General features: G+C 70.6%; 22 protein-coding genes. 12 read left to right on the top strand and 10 right to left on the bottom strand.

All coding sequences use genetic code 11. The features are described 5' to 3' along the window. The first annotated feature begins 46 nt into the window (after window positions 1–46). The 5 genes from K1T34_RS04370 to K1T34_RS04350 all read left to right on the top strand — a co-directional run bounded on the left by K1T34_RS04370 (window position 47) and on the right by K1T34_RS04350 (window position 7,162). The gene (locus K1T34_RS04370) at window positions 47–5,032 is read left to right on the top strand and encodes an NAD-glutamate dehydrogenase (RefSeq protein WP_220243006.1); all 4,986 of its coding nucleotides are present in this window, start codon (window positions 47–49) and stop codon (window positions 5,030–5,032) included. Further along, window positions 5,029–5,451, top strand: a complete 423-nt coding sequence (locus K1T34_RS04365; protein ID WP_220243005.1) for a thioesterase family protein — start codon at window positions 5,029–5,031, stop codon at window positions 5,449–5,451. Before K1T34_RS04370 ends, K1T34_RS04365 begins: the two co-directional genes overlap by 4 nt. Next, window positions 5,444–6,094, top strand: coding sequence for a hypothetical protein (locus K1T34_RS04360; protein ID WP_220243004.1), 651 nt, complete (start codon window positions 5,444–5,446; stop codon window positions 6,092–6,094). The genes K1T34_RS04365 and K1T34_RS04360 overlap by 8 nt, the downstream gene beginning before the upstream one ends. A 161-nt stretch (window positions 6,095–6,255) precedes the next feature. Then, complete coding sequence (locus tag K1T34_RS04355) at window positions 6,256–6,525, top strand: hypothetical protein (protein ID WP_220243003.1); 270 nt, start codon at window positions 6,256–6,258, stop codon at window positions 6,523–6,525. Between the two features lie 232 nt (window positions 6,526–6,757). Further along, window positions 6,758–7,162 (top strand): DUF6292 family protein, encoded by a 405-nt coding sequence (locus K1T34_RS04350; protein WP_220243002.1) that lies wholly within the window; start codon window positions 6,758–6,760, stop codon window positions 7,160–7,162. On the opposite strand, the gene K1T34_RS04345 is transcribed toward K1T34_RS04350, so the two are convergent. Together K1T34_RS04345 and K1T34_RS04340 are read right to left on the bottom strand one after the other, a co-directional pair. Further along, window positions 7,149–8,045, bottom strand: a complete 897-nt coding sequence (locus tag K1T34_RS04345; RefSeq protein WP_220243001.1) for a fatty acid desaturase — start codon at window positions 8,043–8,045, stop codon at window positions 7,149–7,151. The two genes, K1T34_RS04350 and K1T34_RS04345, sit on opposite strands and share 14 nt — an antisense overlap. 337 nt (window positions 8,046–8,382) lie before the next feature. Continuing rightward, entirely contained in the window at window positions 8,383–8,586 is a 204-nt protein-coding gene (locus K1T34_RS04340) for a cold-shock protein (RefSeq protein ID WP_220243000.1), read from the bottom strand. A gap of 459 nt (window positions 8,587–9,045) precedes the next feature. Here K1T34_RS04340 and K1T34_RS04335 point away from each other — a divergent pair, with 459 nt between their 5' ends. After that, entirely contained in the window at window positions 9,046–9,234 is a 189-nt protein-coding gene (locus K1T34_RS04335; RefSeq protein WP_220242999.1) for a hypothetical protein, read from the top strand. Window positions 9,235–9,253: 19 nt separating this feature from the next. On the opposite strand, the gene K1T34_RS04330 is transcribed toward K1T34_RS04335, so the two are convergent. Genes K1T34_RS04330 through K1T34_RS04320 form a run of 3 tightly spaced genes read right to left on the bottom strand, consistent with a single transcriptional unit; the run spans window position 9,254 to window position 12,255 of the window. Then, window positions 9,254–10,852, bottom strand: a complete 1,599-nt coding sequence (locus K1T34_RS04330; RefSeq protein ID WP_220242998.1) for a glycoside hydrolase family 13 protein — start codon at window positions 10,850–10,852, stop codon at window positions 9,254–9,256. Beyond that, window positions 10,852–11,250 (bottom strand): globin, encoded by a 399-nt coding sequence (locus K1T34_RS04325; RefSeq protein ID WP_370643623.1) that lies wholly within the window; start codon window positions 11,248–11,250, stop codon window positions 10,852–10,854. Before K1T34_RS04325 ends, K1T34_RS04330 begins: the two co-directional genes overlap by 1 nt. A 24-nt stretch (window positions 11,251–11,274) precedes the next feature. Then, window positions 11,275–12,255: a mechanosensitive ion channel family protein gene (locus K1T34_RS04320; RefSeq protein WP_220242997.1), complete on the bottom strand. Its 981-nt coding sequence runs from the start codon at window positions 12,253–12,255 to the stop codon at window positions 11,275–11,277. Between the two features lie 398 nt (window positions 12,256–12,653). On the opposite strand from K1T34_RS04320, the gene K1T34_RS54605 reads away from it, so the two are divergent. Next, complete coding sequence (locus K1T34_RS54605; protein WP_220246993.1) at window positions 12,654–13,106, top strand: HNH endonuclease; 453 nt, start codon at window positions 12,654–12,656, stop codon at window positions 13,104–13,106. Window positions 13,107–13,275: 169 nt separating this feature from the next. Here the strand turns inward: K1T34_RS54605 and K1T34_RS53085 are convergent, their stop codons facing one another. After that, window positions 13,276–13,401, bottom strand: coding sequence for a hypothetical protein (locus tag K1T34_RS53085; protein WP_255638303.1), 126 nt, complete (start codon window positions 13,399–13,401; stop codon window positions 13,276–13,278). Window positions 13,402–13,932: 531 nt separating this feature from the next. On the opposite strand from K1T34_RS53085, the gene K1T34_RS04305 reads away from it, so the two are divergent. Beyond that, window positions 13,933–14,187 (top strand): hypothetical protein, encoded by a 255-nt coding sequence (locus K1T34_RS04305; protein WP_220242995.1) that lies wholly within the window; start codon window positions 13,933–13,935, stop codon window positions 14,185–14,187. After that, window positions 14,174–14,668: a DUF5130 family protein gene (locus tag K1T34_RS04300; RefSeq protein ID WP_220242994.1), complete on the top strand. Its 495-nt coding sequence runs from the start codon at window positions 14,174–14,176 to the stop codon at window positions 14,666–14,668. Before K1T34_RS04305 ends, K1T34_RS04300 begins: the two co-directional genes overlap by 14 nt. A 96-nt stretch (window positions 14,669–14,764) precedes the next feature. On the opposite strand, the gene pepN is transcribed toward K1T34_RS04300, so the two are convergent. Continuing rightward, on the bottom strand, window positions 14,765–17,329 hold the full coding sequence (gene pepN / locus K1T34_RS04295) for an aminopeptidase N (protein ID WP_220242993.1): 2,565 nt from the start codon (window positions 17,327–17,329) through the stop codon (window positions 14,765–14,767). A 182-nt stretch (window positions 17,330–17,511) separates the two neighbouring features. Here pepN and K1T34_RS04290 point away from each other — a divergent pair, with 182 nt between their 5' ends. Then, entirely contained in the window at window positions 17,512–18,132 is a 621-nt protein-coding gene (locus K1T34_RS04290) for a DsbA family protein (protein ID WP_220242992.1), read from the top strand. Window positions 18,133–18,136: 4 nt separating this feature from the next. Here K1T34_RS04290 and K1T34_RS04285 read toward each other — a convergent pair whose 3' ends face one another. Beyond that, entirely contained in the window at window positions 18,137–18,940 is an 804-nt protein-coding gene (locus K1T34_RS04285; RefSeq protein WP_220242991.1) for an MBL fold metallo-hydrolase, read from the bottom strand. Next, window positions 18,937–19,683: a 2-phosphosulfolactate phosphatase gene (locus K1T34_RS04280; RefSeq protein WP_220242990.1), complete on the bottom strand. Its 747-nt coding sequence runs from the start codon at window positions 19,681–19,683 to the stop codon at window positions 18,937–18,939. Before K1T34_RS04280 ends, K1T34_RS04285 begins: the two co-directional genes overlap by 4 nt. 45 nt (window positions 19,684–19,728) lie before the next feature. Between K1T34_RS04280 and K1T34_RS04275 the strand changes: the two genes are divergently transcribed. Beyond that, on the top strand, window positions 19,729–20,202 hold the full coding sequence (locus K1T34_RS04275) for a ribose-5-phosphate isomerase (RefSeq protein WP_220242989.1): 474 nt from the start codon (window positions 19,729–19,731) through the stop codon (window positions 20,200–20,202). Next, window positions 20,202–21,011, top strand: a complete 810-nt coding sequence (locus tag K1T34_RS04270; RefSeq protein WP_220242988.1) for an Fpg/Nei family DNA glycosylase — start codon at window positions 20,202–20,204, stop codon at window positions 21,009–21,011. The genes K1T34_RS04275 and K1T34_RS04270 overlap by 1 nt, the downstream gene beginning before the upstream one ends. 1 nt (window position 21,012) lies before the next feature. On the opposite strand, the gene K1T34_RS04265 is transcribed toward K1T34_RS04270, so the two are convergent. After that, window positions 21,013–21,582, bottom strand: coding sequence for a TetR/AcrR family transcriptional regulator (locus tag K1T34_RS04265; RefSeq protein WP_220242987.1), 570 nt, complete (start codon window positions 21,580–21,582; stop codon window positions 21,013–21,015). Window positions 21,583–21,646: the final 64 nt, after the last annotated feature.

Below are 21,646 nucleotides of genomic sequence, written 5' to 3'. Positions count from 1 at the left end.
GTGGTGACGGACGCGTCTCGATCTCGAAACTGGAGAGTTGCCTCACATGAGCTCGACGGGAGTCTCGTCCCCGCCCGGAACAGATGTCGGTGCCGAAGTCGGCGCGTTGTGTCGCTCGGCGAGCCCGGAGCAGCTCCGGGACGCGCTGATCGACGCCGCGGCGGCGTTGGCGCCCGAGATCGGTGACCTGATCCGCCTGTACTACCGCCACATCCCGGCGGAGGAGATCGTCGGTGACGACCCCGTGGCGCTCGTCGGCGCGGTGCGCTCGCACCTGCAGCTGGCGAAGCAGCGCATGCCGGGACGCCCGGCGGTCCGGCTGCTGAACCCCACCGCGGCGCAGGACGGCTGGACCCGCGAGGCCACCGTCGTGCAGGTGGTCACCGACGACATGCCCTACCTCGTCGACAGCGTGGCGGCCGAGTTCGCGCGCGACGGCGTGCAGGTACACCGCATCGTCCACCCGATCGTCGTGGTCAGCCGCGACGTCACGGGCGAGCTCGAGGGCCTGCACCCCGACGCCGACCCGGCCAACCCGCCCGCGATGTCGGCGGCCGAGTCGTGGATGTACCTCGAGATCGACCTCGTCACGGACCCGAACCGCGCCCGCGAGCTGGACAACCGGCTGGCCTCGGTGCTGGGTGACGTCCGGGAGGTCGTCGAGGACGCCGACAAGATGGCGCAGACCGCGTGCTCCGTGGCGGAGTCGCTGGAGCAGGACCCGCCGAAGCTGCCCGACCCCACGCAGGTCGAAGAGGGCGCCCGGCTGCTGCGCTGGCTCGCCGATGGCCACTTCACCTTCCTCGGCTACCGCCGCTACGAACTGGTCGAGAACCCGCACCACGACTCCGACGAGCCGGCGCTGCGCGCGGTCCTCGCGTCCGGCCTCGGTGTGCTGCGCCAGGACAGCCTCGCCGCCCGCAGCCTCACCGCAGGCCCGGACGACTACACCAGCGCGCTGTCCCCGACGCTGCTGGTGCTCACGCAGGCGAGCGCGCCCTCGACCGTGCACCGGCCGGTGTACCCGTACTACGTCGGCGTGAAGACGTTCGACGACGAGGGCAACGTGACCGGCGAGCACCGGTTCCTCGGCATGTTCACCACCACGGCGCTGCACGAGAACGTGCTCGACATCCCCGTGGTGTGCAAGCGCGTGCGCGAGGTCATCCACCGCGCCGGCTTCCCGATGGAGTCGTTCTCCGGCCAGCGGATGCTGGAGGTGCTGCAGAACTGGCCGCGCGCCGACCTGTTCTCCGCCGACACGGATTCGCTCTACGCCACCACGACCGGCGCGATCACGCTGTCGGATCGCCGGCGGCTGCGGCTGTTCCTGCGCCGCGACCCGTACGGCCGCTTCTACTCCTGCCTCGTGTACCTGCCGCGCGACCGCTACACCACGCGTTCGCGGCTGGCGATGCAGAAGGTGCTGCTGGAGGAGCTGGAAGGCACTCAGCTCGAGTACAGCGCCCGCATCGGCGAAACCGTGCTCGCGCAGGTGCACTTCATCGTGCACACCGACCCGGCCCACCGGATCGACCCAGACACGCTGCGGATCCAGGAACGGCTCAACACCGTCGTCCGCAGCTGGGACGACCGCATGGTGGAGGCGATCCTCGCCGAGCGCCGCGAGCGCGCGGGCGACGGCCAGCCGATTGGCGTGATGGGCGAGGAGTCCGCCGTCGACCAGGGTCAGCGCTTCGCCGCGGTGTTCCCCGAGGGCTACAAGGAGGACTTCACCGCCGACGAGGCGCTCGCCGACCTGCGCAAGCTCGACACGCTGGCCGACGAGGGCGACCTGGCGCTGTCGTTCTACCTGCCGGCCGACGCGGAGCCGGGCGAGCGCCGCTTCAAGCTCTACCTGCGCGGCGAAGGCGTCTCGCTGTCGAAGGTCCTGCCGGTGCTGCAGGCCATGGGCGTCGAGGTCGTCGACGAGCGGCCGTACGAGCTGTTCCGTGAAGACGGCGGCGCCAGCTGGATCTACGACTTCGGCCTGCGCATCTCGGCGAAGTACCTCGACGAGAGCAGCACCGTCGCGCTCGACGCGCTGCGCGAGCGGTTCCAGGAGGCGTTCCACGCGGCGTGGCGCGGCGACGCGGAGGTCGACGGCTTCAACGGCCTCGTGCTGCGCGCCGGCCTCACGTGGCGCCAGGCCGCCGTGCTGCGCGCGTACTCGCGATACCTGCAGCAGGCCCGCAGCCCGTTTTCCCAGGAATACATCCAGAACACGGTGCTCAAGCACACCGAAGTGGCCATGCGGCTGCTGAACCTGTTCGAGACGCGCTGCGACCCGCAACTGTCCGATGTGGACCGCAAGACGCGCGAGGACTCGCTGGTCGGCGAGATCACCGAGATGATCGACGAGGTCACGAGCCTCGACGAGGACCGCATTCTGCGCCGCCTCATGGCCGTGATCAACGGGACGCTGCGCACCAACTACCACGTGACCGGCGCGGACGGCGCCACGCGGCCGTACCTCGCGATCAAGCTCGACCCGAGCGGCGTGCCGGAGCTGCCGGAACCGCGCCCGAAGTTCGAGATCTTCGTGTACTCGCCGCGGGTGGAAGGCGTGCACCTGCGCTTCGGCGAGGTCGCGCGCGGTGGCCTGCGCTGGTCGGACCGGCGTGAGGACTTCCGCACGGAGGTGCTCGGCCTGGTCAAGGCGCAGGCGGTGAAGAACGCCGTGATCGTGCCCGTGGGCGCTAAGGGCGGCTTCGTGGTGAAGCGTCCGCCGGCCCCGACCGGCGACGCGAGCCTCGACCGCGACGCGCAGCTGACCGAGGGCATCGCGTGCTACCGCATGTTCATCTCGGGCCTGCTCGACCTCACCGACAACCGCGTCGAGGGCAAGACCGTGCCCGCGCCGGGCGTGGTGCGCCACGACGCCGACGACAGCTACCTCGTCGTCGCGGCCGACAAGGGCACCGCGAAGTTCTCCGACATCGCCAACGAGGTCTCGGGCCAGTACGGCTTCTGGCTCGGCGACGCGTTCGCCTCCGGCGGCTCGGTCGGCTACGACCACAAGGCCATGGGCATCACGGCCAAGGGCGCTTGGGAGAGCGTGAAGCGCCACTTCCGCGAGCTGGGCAAGGACACGCAGACCGAGGACTTCACGACCGTCGGCATCGGCGACATGATGGGCGACGTCTTCGGCAACGGCATGCTGCTCAGCGAGCACATCCGGCTCGTGGCCGCGTTCAACCACATGCACGTGTTCCTCGACCCGAACCCGGACGCCGCGGCGACCTTCGCGGAGCGGCGCCGCCTGTTCGACCTGCCGCGCAGCTCGTGGGACGACTACGACCGCTCGCTCATCAGCGAGGGCGGCGGCATCTACCCGCGCTCGGCCAAGACGATCCCGATCAGCCCGCAGGTGCGCGCGGCGCTCGGCATCGCCGAAGGCGTCACGCACCTGCCGCCGATGGAGCTCATCCAGGCGATCCTGCTGGCGCCGGTCGAGCTGCTGTGGAACGGCGGCATCGGCACCTATGTCAAGGCGGAGACCGAGACCCACGGCGACGCGGGCGACAAGGCCAACGACGCGATCCGCGTCAACGGCAACCAGCTGCGCGTGAAGGTCGTGGGCGAAGGCGGCAACCTGGGCCTGACCCAGCTCGGCCGCATCGAGTTCGCGCGGGCCGGCGGCAAGATCAACACCGACGCGCTCGACAACTCCGCCGGCGTCGACTGCTCCGACCACGAGGTCAACATCAAGATCCTGCTCGACCACCTCGTGGCGACCGGGAACCTCGAGCACACGCGGCGCAATTCGCTGCTGGAGGAGATGACCGACGAGGTCTCCGACCTGGTGCTGGCCGACAACTACCGGCAGAACGCGGTGCTCGGCGTGAGCCGGGCCCACGCGGGCCCGATGGTGTCCGTGCACGCGCGGCAGGTGTCGTCTCTCGTCGCGAAGGGTGCGTTCGACCGCAAGCTGGAAGCCCTGCCGAGCTCCTCGGAGTTCCGCGCGCTGGAGAAGGCGGGCGAAGGCCTGTCCTCGCCGGAGCTCGCGACGCTGCTGGCCCACGTGAAGCTCGACCTCAAGGACGAGCTGCTCGCGAGCGAGCTGGTCGACTCCGAGGTGTTCACGCGCCGGCTGCCCGAGTACTTCCCGAAGCCGCTGCGCGAGCAGTTCACCGACGCGATCTCGCAGCACCCGCTGAGCCGCCAGATCATCACCACGCTCGTGACCAACGAGCTGGTGGACGGCGGCGGCATCTCGTTCGTCTTCCGCCTCATGGAGGAGATGAACGCGACGGCCACCGACGTGGTGCGCGCGTACGCCGTGGTCACCCACGTCTACGACCTGCCGACGCTGTGGACCGAGATTGACGCGCTCGACAACGTGGTGCCCACCGCGGTCGCCGACGCGATGGTGCTGGAGACGCGCCGGCTGCTCGACCGCGCCGCCCGCTGGTTCCTCACCAACCGGCCGCAGCCGCTCGCGCCGCTGGCCGAGATCAACCGGTTCGGCCCGGTCGTCGCGGAGCTCGGCCCGAAGCTGGGCGACCTGCTGCGCGGCCGCGAGCTGGAGTCCGTGGAGGAGCAGGCCGGCAAGCTCGTGGCCGACGGCGTGCCCGCCGATCTCGCCCGCCGGGTGGCGCTGCTGCTGCACAGCTACGGCCTGCTCGACGTGGTCGAGGTCGCAGAGCTGGCCGAGCAGCAGGTGGGGCTCGACGCGCTGCACAGCCCGGCCGATACCGCCGAGCTGTACTTCGCGCTCTCGGACCACCTGGACATCGACAAGATGCTCACCGAGATCAGCAAGCTCGAACGTGGCAACCGCTGGCACGCCCTCGCCCGGCTCTCGCTGCGCGACGACGTGTACGGCTCGCTGCGCGCCATCACGCTCGACGCGCTGCGCCACAGCGACCAGGACGTGGAGGCCGACGCGCAGATCGCGCAGTGGGAGAAGACCAACGCGTCGCGGCTGTCGCGCGCCCGCGTGGCGCTCGACGAGATCACCCGCTCCGGGCGCCTCGACCTCGCGACGCTGTCGGTGGCGGCGCGCCAGATCAGGAGCACGGTGCGGTGACCTACGTTTCGCAGGTCCGGCCACGCTGGTCGGACATGGACGTGTACGGGCACGTCAACCACGCCAACATGGTGACGCTCCTGGAAGAGGCGCGGATCCCGGTGCTGTTCGGCGACGCGGTGAAAGCCGGGCTCACCGAGCTGCCCAAGGGTGTGGTCGTGGTGAAGCTCGGCGTGCACTACCGCGCGCCGATCGTCGTCACGCCCGAGACGTCGGTGCGGGTGGAGATCACGCTCACCGAGCTGAGGGCGGCCAGCATCACGCTGGCCTACGTCGTGCACACCGGGCCCGAGGAATCGGACCCGGTGGCCGTGACCGCCGAGACGGTGCTGGCGCCGTACGACACCGTCAAGCTGCGGCCGCGGCGCCTCTCCGCCGAGGAGACCGAGTTCCTCAAGAAGGTGTTCGCCGATGCCTGAGCTGCGCATTCCCGACGCGGGCGACCGCGACACACTCGGCGCGTTCGTCGCCCGCGCGGTGCGGCTCGACGGCAACACTGCCGTGCGCCTGCGCAACCGCCCCGACGGTGGCAGCGGTATCGGCACTGTCGAAGCGTGGACGGCCACGCCGTTCGAGGTCCTCGCCACCCGCGCGGTGGCGGGGACCGTGACCCCGGCCGACATCACCGTGTCGGGCAACGAGCTGCTGGCGGCCCTCACGGTCGCCGGCGGCGAGGTCATGGACCCCGGCCCCGCGCGCGACCTGCTCTGGCACGCGGAGCTGCCCGCGCCCGGCCGCTGGCAGCTCGTGGACGACCTGCCGGTCGGCGTGGTGTCCGACCTGGCCGACCGGGGCGTCACCCTGGCTCGCGACAACGTCGGCCCGCACGGCACGCCGCCGGCGTCGCTGATGGACCAGGCCGTGCTCACGGTGACCGGCGGCGAGCTCGAGGTGAAGGTGCAGCTGCGCTGCCTGTTCGCCTTGTCGGGCATGGGGTTGTTCGACTCGTCCATCGCCGGCGACGTGGTCCGCGTGACGGCCACGGACTCGTGGCTGCGGCTGGATGCCCGGTATGGGGCGGTGTTGAAAAGAAGGCACGCGTTGTTACCGCTGCTTTTCTGAAATTCGGGTTTTTGCCGCGCCGCTCGTTCCAGGCAGGTCGTCTGTTCGCTTTGTCTGGAATAGCGCGCGGAAGGCACCCACCATTGCCCCTTCGCTTCTTAATTCCTTGCGATTTCCTTGTGGCCGTGGTGCATTTCCGGCGACAGTGCGAGGGTGGGGACATGACCGACCCCGACGGTGACCCGACGGCGGATTTCCTCGCCGACGTGCGCGCCGAGCAGACGCCGTGGCGCACCGACCGCCCGGCGGACGCAGAGGGGCCCGAGCAGGCGGGCCAAACCGTGCGCACCGGGCGCTTTTCGAAGGTCGGCCGAGTCGTGGGTGAGGCCGCTCCGTATTTCCAAGCCGCATTGTTCGCGGCGTGGATCGCCACGTCAGTGGCCGATTCCGGCGACGGTTCAGGCGGGATGAACGGAGGTCAGAGCGGTTAGGCGGTCCCCGTGGACCGAAACTCCGGGTAGAGTCGGTGCCGGATGAGCCGCCGATGTCCGATTCGGCGCGACCTCGAACACCGCACCGCCGGTTGTCGTGGCTTTTTGCGCGCACGCGGTCCGCAGGCCGTTTCCGCCCGCCAGAGCCGAATTGCCGACGGTGGAGGGGAGACCCATGCTCCTGTCCGGTCCCGATCGCTTGACAACCGAAGCCGTACACGAAGACCCACTGGTGCTGAGACGGGCGCTGGTCGGCTACGTACGCGCGGTTGCCGAAGCCGTGGACGTCTCCGTGGAGGGGACGTCGTGCGAGGTCGCAGACACGGTCACGGCCTACGTGGCGCTGAGTCGCCGCTCGCCGCGTTACCCCGGCCGTGACTTGATGTTGCTCTGGAACTACCGGCAGGGCTGGACGCTTTCCGTGGAGACGAGGCCGGCCGAGCCGCCGCTCGTCGTCGCACGCCTGGGCGGAGACGTCGTCCCGGAACCCGCCCTCGTGGGCCGGTTCGTCGCCGAGGTCGTCTCGGCTTCCGACAAGGGCGCGTGGACCACGCCGCCCAGCCGCGCCGCTGCCGATCGGGGAGCGCTGGCGGCCCGGCTGGAACGACGTGTCCGTCCCGTCGTCAGGCGGTCTTGAGCTTTCGCGCCAGCCGCTCCGGGCGGGGCCAGCGAACCTGAGACGCCCAGTTCAGCTTCTCGAACAGCCAGATGAGCCGAGCAGATGTGTCCAGCTGGCCCCGGCCCACGCCGTGGCGGGCGCCGGTCGGGTCGGCGTGGTGGGAGTTGTGCCACGACTCGCCGAACGACAGGATCGCCAGCGGCCAGAAGTTGGCCGAGCGGTCCCGCGCCTCGAAGGGGCGCTCACCGATCATGTGGCACAGCGAGTTCACAGACCACGTCACGTGGTGCAGTGCCGCCACCCGCACGAGCCCGGCCCAGAAGAACGCCGTGAGCGCGCCCCACCAGCTCATCGTGGCGAGGCCGCCAATCAGCGCCGGCGCCAGCAGCGTCACGGCGGTCAGCACGGGGAAGAGGCTGTCGACGCGGCGGATGTCCGGATCGTCCAGCAGGTCCGGGGCGAAGCGGCGCGAGTTGGTCTTGTCGCGGTCGAACAGCCAGCCCATGTGCGCGTGCCAGAAACCCTTCGCCAGCGCCGCCGGTGTGGTGCCGTAGCGCCACGGGGAGTGCGGGTCGCCGTCGCGGTCGGAGAAGGCGTGGTGGCGGCGGTGGTCGGCAACCCACGAGATCACGGGGCCCTGCATCGCCATGCTGCCGGCCACGGCGAGCGCGATCCGCAGGCCGCGGCGAGCGCGGAACGAGCCGTGGGTGAAGTAGCGGTGGAAGCCGATCGTGATGCCGAGGCCGCTGAGGTAGTAGAAGCCGACGGCGAGGCCGATGTCGAGCCAGCTGAGTCCCCAGCCCCAGGCCAGGGGCACCGCGGCGACGACCGCCAGCAGGGGGACCACGGCGAACAGCTTCACGAGGAAGGCCTCGGTACCCGTCTTGCGGCCGGCGAGCATGGGCTCGGGTGCGGGCCGTTCGCGGACTGCTGTCGCGGAGGGTGCAGGGGAGGGAAGGGTGGCGCGAGGGGTGTCGATGCTGGAACGCTCCTGTCGAGCTGGTCCGATCGCTGCACTCTGCAGGACCGAGGCCGGATCGACGGTGTGCCCGGGCGCCATTGCCGTTGCGGTTGAGCACACCGTTCGTGCGGTCCGGCCCTCGCGGGCCGGCCGCGACCTTCTCTTTCAACGAACCGTTCTCCGGCAAGGTTCCCGGCGGAGTTTTCCGGCAGTTCCCCGAGAACGGCCGAGGGGCCGGTGCACGTGGCACCGACCCCTCGGAGAAACCGTTGTGACGTCAGAGAATCGTGACGGAAGTGGCCTGCGGCCCCTTCTGGCCCTGGCCGATCTCGAACTCCACACGCGCGTTCTCCTCCAGGCTACGGAAACCGTTGCCCTGGATTTCGGAGTAGTGCACGAACACGTCGCCACCGCCGTTGTCCGGCGTGATGAAGCCGAAGCCCTTTTCGGCGTTGAACCACTTCACGGTGCCTTGCGTCATAAATGTCTCCACCACTGAAAACGATCGAGGTACCACTTCGGCACCCGGGTCGAAGACCGACGGTTTGATCTTCCGGTGACGGAGAACCACTACGCCCGCGCATCTTGCGAGCGTGGCTGCGGGGAGTGCCCACCGCACGAACACAAAATATGACCGCGGCCAGTTAACCACGTCGGACGCGGTCGCACCAGCCCACTGATCAGGCGCGCCACGGTGGCTGGAACCAGTCCACACTGTCTGTCCCTTGTGGACCGAAGGCGGACCGGTGCCGGTGCTGACCAGTGCTTCATTGTGCCCGCGGGTGCACGTCGTGTAGCGTCGGTCACGTCGAGAGAGTTCCCCCGCGCGCCGGCAGCAGAGCCGGCGTCGTCTTCGGCCGACCGCGAGGCCCGAGCCGGCTGCTCGGTCCGGCCGTCGTCCCACCTGTATCTCGACGACTGCTTTTCACAGAGGAGCCTGATGCGCTCGGAACGCCGTCCGCTGTCCCCCGACACCAGTGAATTCGCCCGAGCCCGCGTCTCCGCGGAGCTAGGCCTGCGCCACCAGCGCGACCAGGCGGCCCGGACCGTCGCCGGCCGTGCCCGCGACGTGGACGACCTGCGTGGCCTGCTGGCCATGCTCGGCCTCGAGGCCGGAGCCCGCGGCTAGCTTTCCCTCTTCACCACGCTCAGACCAGCCACGCCGCCGAGTCCGGTGGCAGCCTGCCGTCCACGAGCGGGCTGCTGGACAGCAGCAGCTCGCCGGGCGGCAGGGCGATCGAGCTCGCCGACGTGTTGAGCGCGCAGATCAGCCCGCCCTTGCCGCCGCGGCGGAACGCGAAGCAGCCGGCGGGCGCGCCGTACCACTCCAGCTCGTCACCGGCGCGGAAAGCGGCTTGCGTCTTGCGCAGCTCGACGGCCCGCCGGTACAGCGAGAGCGTGGACGACGCGTCTTCCAGCTGGCGTTCCGCGGTGAGCCCGGCCCACTCGGGCGGCATCGGCAGCCACGTCCGCGGGTTACGCGAGAAGCCGAACGGCGGCAGCGAACCCTCCCACGGCAGCGGCACGCGCTCCGGATCCCGGCTGAACTGCCGGCCCTGGCTGCGCGCCCGCGGGTCGGCCATCGCCTCCGGCGGGATCTCGACGTTCGGCAGGCCCAGCTCTTCGCCGTTGTACAGGTAGACCGCACCCGGCAAGGCCAGTTCCACGAGCGCCATGGCCCGCGCGCGCCGCAGGCCGGCCTCGCCGCCGCCGTAGCGGCTCACGGTGCGCCACACGTCGTGGTTGGACAGCGTCCACGTGGCGGGCGCGCCGGCCGCGCGCGGCACGGCCAGCGACCGCTCGATCGACGTGCGCATCGCGTCGGCGTCGAAGTGCGTGAGGACGAGGCGGAAGTTGAACGCCAGGTGCAGCTCGTCGGGCCGCAGGTAGCGCTCGAGGCGGTCCTCGTCGTGCACCCAGATCTCGCCGACGGCCATCGTGTCCGGGTACTCGTCGAGCACCTTGCGGATCATCTGGTGGACCTCGTGCACGCCGTCGTCGTCGAAGCGTGGGTCGAAGTGCTCACCGCCGCCGAAGCCGGACGCGCGCGGGTCCATGTCGGGCAGGCCGGGCGGCTTCGCCATGCCGTGGGCCACGTCGATGCGGAACCCGTCGACGCCGCGGTCGAGCCAGAAGCGCAGGGTGCGCTCGAGGTCGTAGCGCACCTCGGCGTTGGCGTAGTTGAGATCCGGCTGCTGCGCGGCGAACAGGTGCAGGTACCACTGCCCGTCGGGCACACGCGTCCACGCGGGCCCGCCGAACACGGAAACCCAGTTGTTGGGCGGTTCCGAGCCGTCGGGGCCGCGGCCGTCGCGGAAGACGTAGCGGTCGCGCTCGGGGCTGCCGGGCGCGGCGGCCATCGCCGACTTGAACCACGAGTGCTGGTTGCTGGTGTGGTTCGGGACGATGTCCACGGTCACCTTGATGCCGCGCTTGTGCGCCTCGGTGAGCAGCACGTCGAAATCGCCGAGCGTGCCGAACATCGGGTCCACGTCACGCGGGTCGGACACGTCGTAGCCGTGGTCGGCCATGGGGGAGCGGTAGAACGGCGTGAGCCACAGCGCGTCGACGCCGAGCAGCTCCAGGTACCCCAGCCGGCTGCGGATGCCTTCGAGGTCGCCGACCCCGTCGGCGTCGGAGTCGGCGAACGAGCGCACGTAGATCTCGTAGAAGACGGCGTCGGACCACCAGGCCGGGCGGGGCGGGCCCTCCGGGGACCGGCGGTGCCCCGCCACCGGGCGTCTCATCAGTCGAAGCTGTTCATCATGCTGTGGGCCGCCATCTCGAGGTAGGCCCACAGTTGCTCGCGGTACGGCTCGGGCAGGTTCTCCTCGTCGACCGCCACGCGGATCGCGCGCAGCCACGCGTCGCGCTCGATCGGGCCGATCTTGAACGGCGCGTGGCGCATCCGCAGCCGCGGGTGGCCGCGGCGGTCGGAGTAGGTATGCGGGCCGCCCCAGTACTGGATGAGGAACAGCCGGAAGCGCTCCTCGGCCGGGCCGAGGTCTTCTTCCGGGTACAGCGGGCGCAGGATCTCGTCGGTCGCCACTTCCTGGTAGAAGCGCGAGACGATCCGCCGGAACGTCGGTTCACCGCCCACGGCCTCGTACAGGTTCGCGGGTTCGGAGCCACTCACAGTCGACACCCCTCCATCTTGCCCTTACCCCGGCTACTTGTCGGCGCCCGGTGCGGACAGGAACCGGCCCAGCGGCGGCTCGAAGCCGGCTTCCTCGAGCGCGGCGAGAAGGTGTGCGCGCAGCGCCCGCTGCACGGCCCACTGTTTGCCGGGCCGCACTTTCACCGTCAGGCGCAGCAGGATGCCCTCCGGTGTGACCTTCTCCACGCCCAGCATCTCCGGTGGCTCCATCACGTTGGCGGCGAGCGCCTCGCTCTCGGAGGCCTTCGTGGCCGCGGCGATGAGCACGGTCGTGGCGAGGTCGACGTCGGCGGAGTAGCCCAGCGGCACGTCGACCACGGCCACGGCGAAGCCCTGGCTGGAGTTGCCGACGCGCAGCACCTCGCCGTTGCGCACGTACCAGACGGTGCCCTGGAGGTCGCGCAGCGTGGTGATGCGCAGGCCCACGGCCTCGACCGTGCCGGTGGCCGAACCGATGTCGACGATGTCGCCGACGCCGTACTGGTCTTCGATCATCATGAAGATGCCGGACAGGAAGTCGCGCACCAGGTTCTGCGCGCCGAACCCGATCGCGACACCGACAACGCCCGCAGACGCGATGATCGGCGCCAGGTTGATGCCCAGTTCGCCCAGCACGAGGATGAACGCCAGGCCGTAGATGAGGAACGTGGCCATCGACTTCAGCACCGAGCCGATCGTCGTGGCCCGCTGCCGGCGCCGCTCCACCACGGCCGGGCCGAGCACGTCGGGGGCGCGTTCGCGCAGCGGTCTCAACAGGGTGGGCAGCTTGCCGGTGCCGCCGCGCGGCAGCGTGGTCACGCGGTCGACGAGCCGGCGTGTGAGATACCGCACGAGGAACGCGAGGACCAGGATCAGGATGATCCGCAGCGGCTTGGTCACGAGCCAGCCCGCCGAACCTGCGAGCCACTCGTTGTGCGTGATCGAAAAGACCTGTGAGCACCAGGTGCTGGGGTCGGAGATGCACGCTGGCGGGGCGCTGAGCACGGCGTTCACGGGGTCGAACAGTCCTTCCGTCGCTTCGGTTCACCCAACGGCAAGTGGATGTTGGGTCGCAGGCACGTGACACGTCACGTAACACACGTGCACTTTGGGGCTGATGTGTGGTCGACTATGCCTGCACCGGTGGAGGTGGTCGAGTGCCAGACCGACAACCCGTCCCCCTCGGCGGCGCCGGCCAAGCCATGGCCGAGCAGTCGCCGGAGACGGTCCTGCGCGCCTGCCCGGGAGGTTCCGCACCCGGCGGAACGAACCCGGCCGGGCCGGGGACCCGACCAGGGGGAGTTTCCCGTCCGCCCGGACAGCGTAGAGGCCGGGACCCGGCGACCCCGCCCTGGGGCCGCCGTCGCGTATTGCTGCTGAACGCCACCTTCGAGCCCCTCACCGCGTTGCCCATGCGGCGCGCGGTGGTGCTCGTGATGTGCGGCAAGGCGGAAGTCGTCCACGGCGACCCGGGTGGCGTGGAGCTGCACGCCGCGACCGTGTCGCTGCCCGTCCCGTCCGTGATCCGGCTCAGCACGTACGTGCGCGTGCCGTACCGCGCGAAGGTGCCGCTGACCCGGGCCGGGCTCATGCACCGCGACCGGTATCGCTGCGCCTACTGCGGCGGCCGGGCCGAGACGATCGACCACGTCCTGCCGCGCAGCCGCGGCGGACCGCACAGCTGGACCAATTGCGTGGCCTGCTGCGCCAAGTGCAACCACCGCAAGGCCGACAAGCTCCTCTCGGAGCTGGGCTGGCGCCTGCGCGTGGTGCCGAGGGCGCCCCACGGCCCGCATTGGCGCCTGCTGGCGCACTCCAAGGAGGCCGACCCGCTGTGGCGGCCGTACTTGGGTTCCGCGGCCTGAGGGACGGTCTGACGGGCCCGTTCGGAAGGCTCTGACACGTCGGCGCCCCGGCTGCCTGTACGGCGGCCGGGGCGAGCCGATGAGTCGCTGAACCGTGCCCGCGCGTGGTCCGCGCGGCGGCTTCGTCTTCACGCGCGCGCCCTTGCCGGGTGCGCGCGTTGTGCTTTTGTCAGGCGGCCAGCGCGAAGTCGGCCTGCGAGGTCACGCGGGTGCCCCGGGTGACGCGGGTGCCGCGGGTGACTCGCGTGCCACGGGTGACCCGGGTGCCGCACGTGACTCGCGTGCCACGGGTCACGCGGGTGCCCCTCGTGACGCGGGTGCCGGCCGTCACGCGGGTGCCGTTGGTGACGCGCGTGCCGCGGGTGACCCGGGTGCCGCGAGTGACTCGCGTGCCGCCGGTGACGCGAGTACCGCGAGTGACCCGAGTACCGCGGGTAACCCTTGTGCCGGACGTCACACGCGTTCCGGGCAGGAATTCGGTCTCGCTGGGTGACGAAATGGGCTCGGTGATCGCCTGAGCGGGGGGCTGGACACTCTGCATGAGGTGGCCTCCTGGGACCGGTGCGTGACCTGCTGGGGCTGAGGAGCGGACCACAAGGCCCGTACAGGTGAAAAAGCTACGAGGATTTCAGTGCGCCGACAAGACGGGGGCGACCGGTACGGCCGCCTGTACGTTGAGTTGCAACCTTTCGGCCCGCCCGGCTTCGCCCCAACGTTCCAGCGTGCGCGAGCCAAGCGGCGGACGGGCGCTCCCGAACGACAAGCGGTCACCTATCGGCGCGGCGCCGCGCGGTGGCCGCCGGGGCCATCCGATACGCTCACCGGCGTGAACGTTGTCGAGACGATCCTGGTCTACGCGGTCATCCCCCTGGCCATCTACTTGGTGGTCGGCGCAGCCACCCTGCGGAAGAAGTTCTCGGGGACGCCGCGGTACCGGCCGGGACAGCCGTGGGAGTACCCCGCGATGTGGTGGACCGCCAACCCGGAGGGTGTCGGTGCGGGTCACCACGCCGTCGATCCGGACTCTGTGGTGCCCTCGGGCACCGTGACTGCTGCCGGAGGCGCACGTGGCAAGTGGTGAACTCGCGCACTCGGCCACTGCGGTCGACGTCGCGGAGAAGGACCTGCCCTTTGGTGAGGTGATCACCAACAGCGGCCGCCGTTCTGCGGCCAAGATGTACGAGCCCGCCGAGCCGACCAGTCCGTTCTCGGTTCAGCAGCTCGCTCGCCTGGACGAGGCGCTGACCTTCGCGACGCGCGAGTCCGGCGTCGCCTTCAGCGTGTACCTCGGCGACCTCGGCGAGGACACCCGCGCCGGAGCCGAGAAGCTGCTGGCCTCGACCGAGGACCCGGCCAACTCCGTGGTCCTCGCGGTCTCGCCCGCGCAGCGCGCGATCGAGATCGTGATCGGCGAGCGCTCCCACGTCCGCCTGCCCGACCGCGGCGCCAACCTGGCCGTGGCGAGCATGGTCGCGTCGTTCAAGGAGGGTGACCTGGTCGGTGGCCTCGTCAACGCCCTGCGCATGCTGAGCGACCAGGCCGGGCCGGACCCCAAGCACTGACGTCCGCCTGACGCACCGAAGGGGCCTCCTCGATTGTCGAGGAGGCCCCTTCGGCGTTCACGGGGTGGTGGGGCCGCCCGGGCGGCCCCACCACCGTCAGACCTGGCTGTCGAACTCCCGCGCCGCGAGCGCGCGGACGATGCCTGCGCGGCCTTCGGACACGAGCCGGCGCAGTGCGGCCGGGTGCTCGGTCTTGAGCCACTCGTCGGAAGCGGTCACCGTGGCCGGCTCCACGGCCCACGACGGGTAGAGCCCGATCACGGTCGGCTGGGCGCGCTCGCTGGAGCGGCGCGTCCACACCTCGTCGATGACCTCGAAGTAGCGCTCGACGTAGCTGCCGAGCAGCTGCTTCTGGCCCGGGTGCGAGAAGCCCGAGATGAGGGCGTCGCTGACGGCGTTGGGGATCTCGTCGTCATAGACGGCGCGCTGCCACGCGTCGGCCTTGGCCTCGGCGGTCGGCTGCAGCGCGCGGCACCGCTCGGCGTGCCGGCGGCCCGCGGCGGTGTCGTCCTTGGCCAGCTCGGCTTCGATGTCCGCGGTGCCGGCCTTGCCGTGGGCCACGAGCGCCTGCAGCAGGCGCCAGCGCAGGTCGGTGTCCACGGTGAGGCCGGCCAGCGGCGCGGAGCCGTCGAGCCAGCCCGCGACGACACCCAGCGTCGCCTCGTCGAGCACGCCGCCGGCCAGCGAGTTCACGAACGCCAGCTGGTGGTCGGACGCGGCTTCGGCGCCCTGGGCGAGCTCCAGCAGCCGCCCGGTGAGCGCCGGCCAGCCCTGCTCGGCGGCCCACTTCTGGTCCGCGTACGAGTTCAGCGCCGTCTGCGCCTGCAGCAGCAGCCGCTGCACCACGCCGACCTCGCTCTCGGCGTGGATGCCGCGCGCCACCAGCGTCACGAAGTCGCGCGCCTTGAGCTCGGCTTCGCGCGTCATCTCCCAGGCGGCCGACCAGCACAGCGTGCGGGGCAGCGGCTCGACGATGTCGGCGATCCGGTCGATCAGCGTGGTCAGCGACGCCGGGTCGAGGCGCATCGTGCAGTAGGTGAGGTCGTCGTCGTTGACCAGCACGAGCTTGCCCGCCGGCTTGCCGACCAGTGCCGGCACTTCGGTGCGGTCGCCGGAGACGTCGAGCTCCACGCGCTCCGTGCGCACGACCTTGCCCGAGTCGTCGTCGTACACGCCGACCGCGACGCGGTGCGTGCGCAGCTCGCCGGCGCCCGGCTTCGCGCCCGTCTGCACCACGGCGAACGACGCGAACGTGCCGTCGGCCGCCACCTCGTAGCGCGGGCTGAGCGAGTTGAGGCCCGTGGTCTCGAGCCACTGCGCGCTCCACCACGACAGGTCGCGCCCGGACGCCTCTTCCAGCGCGGCCAGCAGGTCGGCCAGCGTGGCGTTGCCCCACGCGTGCTTTCCGAAGTAGACCTTCAGGCCGTCGAGGAAGTGCTCGATGCCCACGTAGGCCACGAGCTGCTTCAGGACGCTCGCGCCCTTGGCGTAGGTGATGCCGTCGAAGTTCACCTCCACCGCGTGCAGGTCGACGATGTCGGCCGCGATCGGGTGCGTGGAGGGCAGCTGGTCCTGGCGGTAGGCCCACGACTTCTCGATGTTCGCGAAGCTGGTCCACGCGTTCTTGTACTCGGTGGCCTCGGCCTGCGCGAACACGCTCGCGAAGGTCGCGAACGACTCGTTGAGCCACAGGTCGTCCCACCAGCGCATGGTGACCAGGTCGCCGAACCACATGTGCGCCATCTCGTGCAGCAGCGTCTCGGCGCGGCGCTCGTAGGCGTAGCGCGTGACGCGGCTGCGGAAGACGTAGTCCTCCAGGAAGGTCACGGCGCCGGCGTTCTCCATCGCGCCCGCGTTGAACTCCGGCACGAACAGCTGGTCGTACTTGGAGAACGGGTAGGGCGTGCCGAACTTCTCGTGGAAGAAGCCGAAGCCCTGCTTGGTCTCCACGAACAGCCGGTCGGCGTCCATGTGCTCGGCGAGCGACGCGCGGCAGTAGATGCCGAGCGGGATCGTGCGGTGGGCGTCGGAGAACTCGTCGCGCCACTCGGCGTACGGGCCGGCGATGAGCGCGACCAGGTACGTGGAGATCCGTTCGGACACGGCGAAGTTCGTCACCCGCGCGCCGTCGGGAGTGTCCTCTTCGGTCTCGACGAGCGCGTTGGACACGATCTTCCAGTCGCGCGGCGCGTGGACCGTGAGCTTGTACACCGACTTCAGGTCGGGCTGGTCGAAACAGGCGAACATGCGCTTCGCGTCGGCGGTCTCGAACTGCGTGTAGAGGTACACGCCGTTGTCGACCGGGTCGACGAAGCGGTGCAGGCCTTCGCCGGTGTTCGTGTACCGGCAGTCCGCGGTCACCACGAGTTCGTTGTCCGCGGCGAGCCCGGGCAGCGCGATGCCCTTGTCCTCGACGTAGGTGCTCACGTCGAGCTCGGCGCCGTTGAGCACGGCGGAGCGGACACCCTCGGCGACGAGGTCGATCCACGACGACTCGCCCGGCCGGGTGGCGGAGAAGCGCACTGTGGTGGTGGAGAGGAAGGTCTTCTCACCGGGACCGCCGTGGCCGTCGGTCAGGTCCAGCACGATGTCGTAGGACGCGACATCCAGCAGGCCGGAGCGCTGCTTGGCTTCGTCACGAGTCAGGTTGGGGGCGGGCACGGGCACCTCTGGTCTTCGATTCCGGTTGCGGTTTTCGGGCTGTCCTGCATCCAATCATGCGAAGCGGTCCTCGGGCGACGGGGAACAACCGGGCCTGTCGCGCGCGTTGGCCGTCATTGGGGGACACCCCCTCTGCAAAAGGCATGCCTGCCGACGTCGAACCTCGCGAGGAGCTCGTTGAGATGACCGCTGCGTCCCAGCCCACCAAGGTGGACTTCTATTTCGATCCGATCTGTCCGTTCGCGTGGATCACCTCGCGGTGGATCCTCGAGGTCGAGAAGCACCGCGAGCTGGACCTGAACTTCCGGATCATGAGCCTGTCCGTGCTCAACTCGGGCCGGGAAGAGCTGCCGGAGCGCTACCAGGAACTGATGGACAAGGGCTGGCGCCCGGTCCGCGTGGCCACCGCGCTGGCCGCCGCGAAGGGCGAACAGGCGCTGCGCGACTTCTACACGGAATTCGGCACGCGCTACCACAACCAGGGCAACAAGGACTTCGACGTCGTCCTCAAGGAAACCCTCGAGGCCGTCGGCGCGCCGCCCGAGCTGATCGAGGCCGCCGACTCGACCGAGTACGACGAGGCGTTGAAGAAGAGCCACCACGAGGGCATGGACCCGGTCGGCATGGACGTCGGCACGCCGACCATCCACATCGACGGCGTCGCGTTCTTCGGCCCGGTGCTCAGCTCCATCCCGCGGGGCGACGACGCCCTGAAGCTGTTCGACGGCGCCGTCGCGATGGCGAGCTACCCGGACTTCTTCGAGCTCAAGCGCACCCGCACGGGTGAGCTGAACTTCGACTGACGTCTCACGGGGTCGCGAACGCGGCCCTCGTGACGCCGGCGGGGTAGGGCGAGGCCGCCACGGCCTCGTCCGCTCCGCTGGCCCCGGCCGCCACGGCGGCCTTCAGCTCGTTGAGCCGGCGCAGCCCGTCGCGGTGCTCCCGGACGAACCCGGGGTCCACGGGCTCGCCGTGCCCGGGCACCACGATCCGCGGGTCGAGCGCGAGGATCGCCTCGAGCGCGCCCGGCCACTCGCCCAGGTGCGTCTCGTCGCTGAACGAGTACTCCGTGAAGCCCTCGGGCCCGTGCTCCACCACGTCGCCGGCGAACACGACACCCGCGTCGGGCACGTGCACCACCAGGTCGTGGTCGGTGTGCGCGCGGCCGGGGTGCACGAGCACGACGGTGCGGCCGCCGAGGTCGAGCTCGGCCCGGTCGGTCACGAGCCGGTCGGGCGGCATGAGGCCGGTCCGGTCGAGGGCGTCGGCGATCTCCGGCCTGCCTTCCGCGCGGTAGCGCGCGCTCCACTTGGCTTTTGCGGTTTCGCCGTGCTCCAGCAGCTCGCGCAGACAACGATCGTGGGCCCAGACGTCGCACGGCAGGAACGGCGTGGTGCCGAAGCTGTGGTCGAAGTGCGCGTGCGTGTAGACGACAATCCACGGCAGGTCCGTCAGCTCCCGCACGGCCGCGGCGAGCTCAGCGCCCTGGTCGACGTCGCCGCGTGTGTCGATCACCAGGCAGCGCTCGGCGCCGATCACCAGTCCCGTGGTCAAGTCGAGCTCTTCGTAGCGCCGCGCGTGCACGCCTTCGGCCACTTCGGTCCAGGTCATTCCGCCTCCAGGGTTTTCCCGCGCAGGGTGGGCGCGGTGGTGCTCACGTCTGTTTGCGCGGCGAGCTCGACGTCGCCGGGGTGGCCCGCCGCGGCCAGTTCGCGGCCGGACGAGCAGGTGCGCAGCGCGTGCGCGAGGTCGGTGCCCGCGTAGGCCGCGGCTGCGAGAGCGGCTTCCGCCGAGAGCGTGCGGCTGTGGCGGGCGAGGGCCGCGACGATGGCGCCGGCGCCGAGCTGGTCTTCCACACACGGGCGTAGGGGTCCGAAGTGCTTGCGCTCGCCCAGCAGGTCGATGCCCCAGCGTTCGCCGGCCGGGATCACGCCGACGGGCCGTCCGGCCGCCAGTTCGAGCGCCTTCGCCGCGACGGCTGACGCGTTGCGCAGGCAGCCCGCCAGCACGTGGGCGCCGGTGGCGGCGGCCGCGGCGGTCAGGGTGGCGCCGTTGGGCGAGGGCAGCGCGAGCAGCGTGCCGGACGGGATGTCCGTCACAGAGGAAGGCCGCAGCGTCCACGCTGCCTCACCCGCGACGACCGCGCCCGCGGCTCGCGCTTCGGCGACGCCGCGTTCTTCGCGCCAGCGCACCGGCAGCACCCGGCCGCCGCGCGCGGTGACGAGATCCGTGGTGGTGCAGAAGGAAAGCACGTCGACCACCACGAGCACCGCGCACGCGCCGCCGAGCGCCGCGACGCCTTCGGCGCCCCATTCGAGCCGCACGTCGTGTCCCGGCTGCTCCCACGTGTCCACCCCCAGAGCATGCCCGCCACCGGCGGTGATGGCAGACTCGCCGCTGTGCGTGTCTACTTGGGATCCGACCATGCCGGTTTCGAGCTGAAGAACCACCTGGCCAGCCACCTCACGGGCCAGGGACACGAAGTCGTCGACGTCGGTCCGCGCACCTACGACCCCGTCGACGACTACCCCGCCTACTGCGTGGCCGCGGCGCTGCGCGTGTCCGGCGACGAGGGCAGCCTCGGCATCGTGATCGGCGGCTCGGGCAACGGCGAGCAGATCGCCGCCAACAAGGTGCCCGGCATCCGCGCGGGTCTCGGCTGGAGCGTCGAGACGGCGCAGCTGTGCCGAGAGCACAACCACGCGCAGGTGCTCGGAGTCGGCGCGCGCATGCACACCGTCGAGCAGGCCACGGAGATCGTCGAGGCTTTCCTGGCCACCGAGCCTTCGCCGGAGGAGCGCCACGGGCGCCGGATCCAGCAGCTGCTCGACTACGAGCGCACCGGCACGCCGCCGCCCCTGCCGGAAGCCTGATGCCAGAAGGGCACACCCTCCACCGCCTCGCCCGTCTGCACAAACGCCGCTACGCCGGCGCGCCCGTCTCGGTGTCCAGCCCGCAGGGCCGGTTCGCCGAGGAAGCGGCGAAGCTCGACGGGCAGGTGCTGGAGTCCGCCGAGGCGTACGGCAAGCACCTGTTCCACGACTACGGTCCACACGGGACGGTGCACGTCCACCTCGGCCTGTACGGCACGTTCGGCGAAACGCCGCTGCCCGAAACCGAACCGGTGGGCCAGGTGCGGATGCGCCTGATCGGGCGCACGCACTGGACCGATCTGCGCGGCCCGACGCGGTGTGAGCTGCTCGACGCGGCCCAGGTGGACGCGATCAAGGCGCGGCTCGGGCCCGACCCGTTGCGCCGTGACGCCAAGCCCGATCTCGCGTGGGACCGGATCTCGCGTTCGCGCACATCGGTGGCCGCGTTGCTGATGGACCAAGCGGTGCTCGCCGGTGTCGGCAACGTGTACCGCGCCGAGGTGCTGTTCCGCCACGGCGTCGCCCCGATGGTGCCCGGCCGCGCGCTCGATCGCGGGCTGTGGGACGAGATGTGGGCCGACCTGGCGACGTTGATGCGCCACGGCGTGCGCATCGGCCGCATCGACACGGTGGCGCCGGAGCACATGCCGGCCGCGCAGGGCCGCGCGCCGCGCGACGACCGGCACGGCGGCGAGGTGTACGTCTACCGGCGCGCCGGGATGCCGTGCCTGGTGTGCGGCACGCCGGTGGCGCACCAGGAGCTCGTGGGGCGCAACCTGTACTGGTGCCCCTCGTGCCAGCCTGCCTGAGTCACGCGGTGAGGCCGTCCAGCAGCAGGTCGAGTCGTTCGGCCAGCGCGGCGGCCAGGTCGAACGGCGGCGCTTCGTCGGCGAGCCAGCGGCGGAGGGTGTCGCCGTAGACCGCGGTGACCACTTCGGCGACCGTGCGCGGCGGGAGTTCTGAGCGCAGCTCGCCCTGGTCCTGGCCTTGGCGGATGGCGTCGATCGTCGCGTCGGGCACGGGGTGCTGGTGGGCGACGACCTCGTCGTGGCGCAGGCTCACGTGCAGCATCCGGGTGAGGATGCGTTCGCGCTCGTTGATGGCTGCCAGCGCGGTGAAGTAGCGGTGCAGCCTCGTGCGCGCGGATTCGTCGGAATCGTCGACGGTGAGCAGCTGGTCTCGGCGGTCCTGGCCCCATTCGACGAGGAAATCGCGCTTGTGCGGGTAGTGGTTGAGCACCGTCTGGCGCGCGACGTCGGCCTCCGCGGCGATGTGGTCGATCGTCGTCGCTTCGTAGCCGCCCTCCTCGAACAGCTTGAGCGCGGCCGTGAGCAGGCGCGCCCGCATCCGGGCCCGGTTCGCCTCGCGTCGTCCTGTCACGGAGTCAGCGTACCGAAGTTTGGGTTGGAGGCTAAACTTAGGCTGGAGACCACACTTTGAAGGA

The sequence above is a fragment of the Amycolatopsis sp. DSM 110486 genome (genome assembly GCF_019468465.1).
Taxonomy (GTDB): Bacteria; Actinomycetota; Actinomycetes; order Mycobacteriales; family Pseudonocardiaceae; genus Amycolatopsis.
Note: the sequence above shows the minus strand (reverse complement) of the source record. Positions and strands in the feature narration are given on the sequence as shown.

Coding starts and splice junctions, on each gene's coding strand:
- K1T34_RS04370 (WP_220243006.1), top strand. CDS start 47: ATGAGCTCGACGGGAGTCTCGTCCCCGCCCGGAACAGATGTCGGTGCC.
- K1T34_RS04360 (WP_220243004.1), top strand. CDS start 5,444: ATGCCTGAGCTGCGCATTCCCGACGCGGGCGACCGCGACACACTCGGC.
- K1T34_RS04355 (WP_220243003.1), top strand. CDS start 6,256: ATGACCGACCCCGACGGTGACCCGACGGCGGATTTCCTCGCCGACGTG.
- K1T34_RS04345 (WP_220243001.1), bottom strand. CDS start 8,045: ATGCTCGCCGGCCGCAAGACGGGTACCGAGGCCTTCCTCGTGAAGCTG.
- K1T34_RS04340 (WP_220243000.1), bottom strand. CDS start 8,586: ATGACGCAAGGCACCGTGAAGTGGTTCAACGCCGAAAAGGGCTTCGGC.
- K1T34_RS04335 (WP_220242999.1), top strand. CDS start 9,046: ATGCGCTCGGAACGCCGTCCGCTGTCCCCCGACACCAGTGAATTCGCC.
- K1T34_RS04330 (WP_220242998.1), bottom strand. CDS start 10,852: ATGAGACGCCCGGTGGCGGGGCACCGCCGGTCCCCGGAGGGCCCGCCC.
- K1T34_RS54605 (WP_220246993.1), top strand. CDS start 12,654: ATGCGGCGCGCGGTGGTGCTCGTGATGTGCGGCAAGGCGGAAGTCGTC.
- K1T34_RS04290 (WP_220242992.1), top strand. CDS start 17,512: ATGACCGCTGCGTCCCAGCCCACCAAGGTGGACTTCTATTTCGATCCG.
- K1T34_RS04285 (WP_220242991.1), bottom strand. CDS start 18,940: ATGACCTGGACCGAAGTGGCCGAAGGCGTGCACGCGCGGCGCTACGAA.
- K1T34_RS04270 (WP_220242988.1), top strand. CDS start 20,202: ATGCCAGAAGGGCACACCCTCCACCGCCTCGCCCGTCTGCACAAACGC.